The organism is Thermohalobaculum sp. (assembly GCF_058622915.1).
Map to the genome: position 1 here is coordinate 1 of NZ_JBZSYN010000061.1, position 6,110 is coordinate 6,110.

At 71.7% G+C, this 6,110-nt stretch carries 8 protein-coding genes; 2 read left to right on the forward strand and 6 right to left on the reverse strand.

Annotated elements, in window-relative coordinates:
- Nucleotides 1–477: 4-hydroxy-tetrahydrodipicolinate reductase (gene dapB / locus AC32QD_RS05170; RefSeq protein WP_492009417.1), on the forward strand; the 477-nt coding region annotated here is incomplete at its 5' end.
- An 11-nt stretch (nt 478–488) separates the two neighbouring features.
- Nucleotides 489–944, forward strand: coding sequence for a DUF1489 family protein (locus AC32QD_RS05175; RefSeq protein ID WP_492009418.1), 456 nt, complete (start codon nt 489–491; stop codon nt 942–944).
- Nucleotides 945–970: 26 nt separating this feature from the next.
- Here AC32QD_RS05175 and AC32QD_RS05180 read toward each other — a convergent pair whose 3' ends face one another.
- The 6 genes from AC32QD_RS05180 to AC32QD_RS05205 form a co-directional block, all read right to left on the reverse strand.
- Nucleotides 971–1,924 carry a YihY/virulence factor BrkB family protein gene (locus tag AC32QD_RS05180; protein ID WP_492009419.1) on the reverse strand — a complete coding sequence of 318 codons (954 nt, stop codon included), beginning with the start codon at nt 1,922–1,924 and terminating at the stop codon, nt 971–973.
- A gap of 150 nt (nt 1,925–2,074) precedes the next feature.
- Nucleotides 2,075–2,494, reverse strand: coding sequence for an EVE domain-containing protein (locus tag AC32QD_RS05185; protein WP_492009420.1), 420 nt, complete (start codon nt 2,492–2,494; stop codon nt 2,075–2,077).
- Nucleotides 2,495–2,521: 27 nt separating this feature from the next.
- Entirely contained in the window at nt 2,522–4,054 is a 1,533-nt protein-coding gene (locus AC32QD_RS05190; protein ID WP_492009421.1) for a bifunctional aminoglycoside phosphotransferase/ATP-binding protein, read from the reverse strand.
- Complete coding sequence (locus AC32QD_RS05195; protein ID WP_492009422.1) at nt 4,051–4,326, reverse strand: YciI family protein; 276 nt, start codon at nt 4,324–4,326, stop codon at nt 4,051–4,053. Before AC32QD_RS05195 ends, AC32QD_RS05190 begins: the two co-directional genes overlap by 4 nt.
- 23 nt (nt 4,327–4,349) lie before the next feature.
- Nucleotides 4,350–5,249, reverse strand: a complete 900-nt coding sequence (locus AC32QD_RS05200) for an NAD(P)H-dependent glycerol-3-phosphate dehydrogenase (RefSeq protein WP_492009423.1) — start codon at nt 5,247–5,249, stop codon at nt 4,350–4,352.
- Nucleotides 5,246–6,110, reverse strand: an 865-nt coding sequence (locus AC32QD_RS05205) for a tRNA (adenosine(37)-N6)-threonylcarbamoyltransferase complex transferase subunit TsaD (protein ID WP_492009424.1), incomplete at its 5' end; no start/stop codon positions are given. The genes AC32QD_RS05200 and AC32QD_RS05205, both read right to left, overlap by 4 nt.

A 6,110-nucleotide genomic window follows, 5' to 3' on the forward strand; every position in this document is an offset into this window, starting at 1 on the left:
ATCGCCGCCGCGGCGCGGCACGCCACCGTGGTCCGGGCGGGGAACATGTCGCTCGGGGTCAACCTGCTCACCGTGCTGACGCGCAAGGTGGCCGAGGCGCTGGACGCCGACTTCGACATCGAGATCGTCGAGATGCACCACCGCATGAAGGTGGACGCGCCGTCGGGCACGGCCCTGATGCTGGGCGAGGCCGCCGCCGAGGGCCGTGGCGTGACCCTGGCCGAGGCCGCCGACCGCGCCCGCGACGGCCACACCGGCCCGCGGCGGCGCGGCGACATCGGCCTCGCCGCGCTCAGGGGCGGCGACGTGGTGGGCGAGCACGAGGTGATCTTCGCCGGCATGGGCGAGCGCGTCGCGCTGCGCCATATTGCCACCGACCGCATGATCTTCGCCCGGGGCGCGGTGCGCGCGGCGCTGTGGGGGCAGAGCCGCAGGCCCGGCGAGTACACGATGATCGACGTGCTCGGCCTCGGCTGAGGGCGGGGGCGATGGACGGCACCCGGCCCACTTTGCACCTCGTCAAGCTGTGCGTCGGCACCGACACAATCGACGAGCTGCGCGCCTGGCAGTCCCGGCGCAGTGCCGAGCGCCTCGCCAAGGGGCAGGACCCGCGGCCGCGCCACATCACCCGAATGTGGCCGCGCCGGGCCGACGAGCTGCTCGCGGGCGGCTCGCTCTACTGGGTGATCCGCGGCGCGATCCAGGTGCGCCAGCGCATTCTCGACCTCGAGGAAATCACCGGGCAGGACGGCATCCGCCGCTGCGCCATCGTGCTGGAGCCGACGCTGGTCCCCACAGCGCTGCGTCCGCGCCGCCCATTCCAAGGCTGGCGCTACCTGGCCGCGGCGGACGCGCCGCCCGATATCGGCGCCGCTCCGGGCGAGGATGCCGACCTGCCGCCGGGATTGCGCGAGGCGCTGTCGCGCTTCGGCGTGCTGCCGTGAGCCTTGTCCGCGTGGCTTGACGCGCCTCAGTCGCCGGCGCCGCCGGGATCGGCGCCCCGGCTTCCGCAGTCGCCCTTCGGACCAGGCGTGCCTTTTTTCGTGCGCCGCCGCCTCTGGCGCTCCATTTCCGCATTCAGCTCGCCGCCCATCAGCACGGCGAAAGCCGAGAGCCAGAACCACATCAGCAGCACGACGACGGCGCCGATCGATCCGTAGGTCTCGTTGTAGCTGCCGAAATTCCGCACATAGATCGAGAACAGGATCGAGACGATCACCCACAGCGCGGTGGCGGCGACGGCGCCCCAGCTGACCCATCGCCAGCCGGGCCAGGGACGGCTCGGAGCGACCTGGTAGAGAACCGCCAGCCCGACAACGGCGACCAGCGCGAGCAGCGGCCATCTGGTGTAGGTCAGCAGCCCCGTCACGGCCGAACTGATGCCCAGGCCCCCGACCAGGACGGGCAGAACGATGATCAGCCCCAGCGCCCCCAGCATCGTCAGGATCAGCGCCAGCGTCAGCCCGAAGGCCAGAAGGTTGAGCTTGATGATCCCGCGCTTTTCCCTCTCGTCATAGATGATGTTGAGGCCCTCGATCAGCGACTTCACGCCCTTCGTGGCGCTGTAGATCGTGAGCACCAGCCCGCCGAGCCCGGTCAGGTTGAGCCCCGCCCCGCCGCCCGACACGACGCTGCGTGCCTGCGCCTGGATGATCGACGCGGCCTGGCTCGGCAGGGCGGCACTGACCTGCGCGATCTGCTGCTCGATCTGCTGCGGATGGAACATCAGGCCCCAGGCCGAGACCAGCGCCGCGATCGCGGGGAAAAGCGCGAGCAACCCGTAGAAGGCCACGCCGGCGGCGACCAGCGAAACGTGATCGCGCCCGATCTCGCTCTTAATGCGCAGCGCAATGTCGCGCCAGCCCGCCCAGGAAATGTCGCGCGGGCGCACGCCGCTGCCACCTTGGTCCCGTCCGTCGCTCACTGCGCCAAAGGCCTTTCGCTCCACAGGCCCGCCCGGCGCAGGGGCCCGGCGCAAGCCTGCTGGAAGTTTTGTTGCCCCTGTAACGGTTCCCCGGTGCTGGGGTTCCGGACCGAATGGCGGCGCTCTCGCGTCGGCGGCCTCGCGCCGGCCTCAGCCATCGTAGCCGCCCATCCCGCAAATGACATGCCATTCCGCGTCGCTGACCGGCACCACCGACAGGCGCGACTGACGGATCAGCGCGAAGCCTTCCAGGCGCGGCTCGGCCTTGATCGCGGCCAGCGTCACCGGCCGGGGCATCGGCGCGACGGCCGTCACATCGACGCATTCCCAGCGCGGATCATCGGTGGTGGAATCGGGATGCGCCTCGGCCGAGACCTCGACGATGCCCACGATCGCCCGCTCCTCGCCCGAATGATAGAAGAAGCCGCGATCTCCGGTCTTCATCGCCTTCATGTTGTTGCGCGCCTGGTAGTTGCGCACGCCGTCCCATTCCTCGCCGGCGGCACCCTTCTTCACCTGGTCGTCCCAGCTCCAGGTGTGCGGCTCCGACTTGAACAGCCAACAGGCCATTGTTCCCTCCCTGACTCATCTCCCGTTTCAGCCTTCCAGCTCGGCCAATGCGGTCGCAACCAGCGCGTCCAGACCGCCGCCGGCAGCCAGCCGGCGCCATCGGATCGGGCCGAGTTCGTAGCCGGTCTGCTTCTCGACGACGCTCTCGGTCGCGTCGGACGCCCCCTGCGGGCGAGCCCTGACGCGGGCCTTCATCTCGTCGACCGGCGCCTCGAGCCACAGGCCCAGGAACGGCACATCCAGCGCGGCGGCCAGCGCGCCGGCCTGCTCGCGCTCGCCCGCGCGCAGATGGGCGGCATCGAGGATCACCGCAGCGCCACCTTCGAGCGCCATGCGAGCGCGGGCCAGCATGGCCTCGTAGACCTTGACCGACACCTCCGGCGCGTAGGCAGCGGCAGGCAGCCTGTGAGTCACGTCGACCCCGCGCAGGCCCTTGCGGATGGCGTCGGAGCGCAGCACCACGGCGCCGAGGCGCAGCGCCAGCGCCCGGGCGACCGTGGTCTTGCCCGAGCCGGACAGGCCGCCGACGGCAATCAGCCGAGGCCTGCGATCCTGGGAAAGATAGCGCAGCGCCAGCTCGAGATAGGCAGGTGGCTCGGCCAGGTCGGCCGCATCGGCGTCGCGCCCCCTCAGCGCCAGCGCGCCGACTTTCGCCCGGATGCCGGCGCGGCAGGCCTTGAGGAAGGGGAGAAGGGCGAGTCCGCCATAGGCGGTCCCGACCTCGGCCCGCGGCTCGGCGGCCATGCCCTCGGCCCAGGCGTTGAAGACCTCCACGGCCAGCTCGCCGTGGCCGCGGTGATCGAGATCCATGAGCAGGAAGGCGAGATCGTAGAGCGGGTCGATGTCGGTGAACGCGTCGTTGAACTCGATGCAGTCGAAGGGGGCCGGCCGATCGCGCCACATCACGATGTTGCGCAGATGCAGGTCGCCATGACAGCGGCGGGCACCGCGGCTCTCGGCGAGCGTCGCGTGGCGCTCGGCCAGGGCACGCAGCTTCTCCGAGAACGTGTCGACCGCGTCCGCGCCGAGGAGATCGGCGAGCGCGGCGATCTCCTCGGTCTCGCGCCGGGCGAAGGCGGGGAGGTGCCCGGTGCCATCTCGCCGGGGCGCGCCCTTGTGCATCTGTGCGATCACCCGACCGGTCAGGCGGATCAGCGGCGCGGTCAGGCGCCCCCCGGCGACCATGCGGTCGAACAGATCCTCTTGGCGAAACCGTTGCATGACCACCAGCGGCTCGGCCTCGTCGGGCAGGCTCTCGTCGCCGGGCGGACGCAGCCGCCAGCCATCGCCGGCAGAAAGAATTCCGCCCAGACCGATGTAGAGGCCCGGGGCGCTGACGCGATTCCAGGCAATCTCGCGCGCCGCGCACAGCCGGCGACGCTGCCGCGTACCATAGTCCAGCCAGCCGTAGTTCACCGGCCGGCGCAGCTTCCATACGCGCTCGCCGGCCAGCACCACGGCCGCGGTGTGCGTGTCGATGCGCTCGGTTTCGCAGCGATGGGTGGCCGGGTCGGCCAGGAAGGCCGCCATCGCCTCGAAATCGGTCGCCGGATCGTTCATCCGACGACCTTCTTCCACGGGCGGATCTCGACGCGCTGGAACAGGCCGGCCTTGCCGTAGGGGTCGGCGGCGGCCCAGGCCTCGGCCTCGGACCTGTCGCGGCCCTCATAGATCACCAGCGAGCCGCACATCCCGCCCTCGTCGTCGAGAAACGGCCCGGCCGAGACGATGGCGCGGCCGGCATTGCGCAGATGCGCCAGGTGCGCGTCGCGGTTGGCCTTGCGGATCTCCAGCGCGCCCGGCTTGTCGAGACAGATAATGGCATAGAGCATCAACCGGCCCTCCATGTTGAATTTCATTCGCGGCGAAGCGGACGGTTGAACAGCCTGTCCACGGCCCCGGCCACGGTGAGTGAGCCGGTGACCAGATCGGCCACTGCCGCGGAGATCGGCGTCTCCAGGCCCAGGCGCCGGGCCAGCCCGGCCACCGGCTCGGCGCTGGCTGCGCCCTCATAGGTGCGCCCGTCCGCCAGCCGCCTTGCCGGCGGGGTGCCGCGGCCCAGCGCCAGCCCGAACGCATAATTGCGCGAGGTTTCCGAGCCGGCGGTCAAGACCAGGTCGCCCAGGCCGGACAGCCCGGCCAGCGTTTCCGCCCGGGCGCCCAGGGCCTTGCCCAGACGGGTCATCTCGGCAAAACCGCGGGTCATCAAGGCGGCCCGCGCACTCTGCCCCAGACCGGCGCCGACCGCCGCTCCGCAAGCGATGGCGATGACGTTCTTCACCGCGCCGCCGACCTGCGCCCCGACCACGTCGACAGTCAGGTAGGGCCGCAGCGAGGGCGTCGCGAGGCGGCGCTGCAGCGCCTCGCCCAGGTCTGGCCCAGTCACCGCCAAGGTGACCGCCGTCGGCAGGCCCGAGACGAGATCGGCGGCGAAGCTCGGACCGGTCAGCACGGCGAGGGGGTGGCCGGGCGCGACCTCGCCTGCAACCTGGGACTGCAGTTTCAGCGTGCCGCGCTCGAATCCCTTTGCGGTCAGCACCAGCGGCACTGCTGCGGGGAGCACGCGAGCGAGCGCCGCCAGGACCTCGCGCGTCGCCTGTGCCGGCACGGCAGCAATCACCAGACCGGCGTCCTCCAGAACGGCCTCGCCGGCACCGCGCCGCCAGAAGCGCACCTCGGCCCCGGTGTCGGACAGGGTGCGGCCGAGCGCCGTGCCCCAGGCCCCCTGGCCAAGGATCGCGACCGGGCCGCTCATGCCTTCGCTCCCTTGCGCCCGGCGCCGATGAGCGGTGCCGAGACCTCGTCGAGCGGCCAGCGCGGCCTGGCGATCGCCGGCGCATCGGCCATGCCCGCCGCACGCCGCTCGATGCCCGCCCAGGCGATCATCGCCGCGTTGTCGGTGCACAGCGGCAGCGGCGGCGCGATCATGCGGAAGCCCTCGGCTTTCGCGGTTTCGCGCAGGCCCTCCCGCAGGCTGCGGTTGGCAGCGACCCCGCCGGCGACCGCGATGACACGATCGGCCAGACCGGGATTGCCCGACACGAACAGCGCCATGGCGCGGCGCGCCTTCTCGGCCAGCGCCTCGCGCACGGCAAGCTGGAAGCTCGCGCAGATGTCGGCCACGTCGCGCCGGTAGAGCCCGCCCTGCTCGGCCACCAGCGCATCGCGGGCGCGCAGCGCCGCGGTCTTCAGGCCGGAGAAGCTCATCTGGCAGCCGGGCCGGTCGAGAAGCGGCCGCGGGAAGGCGAAGCGTTGCGCATCGCCCGCCTCCGCCCGCGCCTCGACCAGCGGGCCGCCCGGAAAGCCGAGACCCAGCATCTTGGCCACCTTGTCGAAGGCCTCGCCGGGAGCGTCGTCGATGGTGCCGCCGAGGCGACGGTATCGGCCCAGCGCCTCGACTGCGATCAACTGGCAGTGCCCGCCCGAGGCAAGCAGCAGAAGGTAGGGGTAGTCCACCCCCTCGGTCAGCCGCGGTGTCAGGGCGTGGCCCTCCAGATGGTTCACCGCAATCAGCGGCAGGCCCGCCCCGGCGGCGATGCCTCGGGCGGTCATCACGCCCGCCAGAACGCCGCCGATCAGGCCGGGGCCGGCGGTCACCGCCACCCCGTCGAGGTCG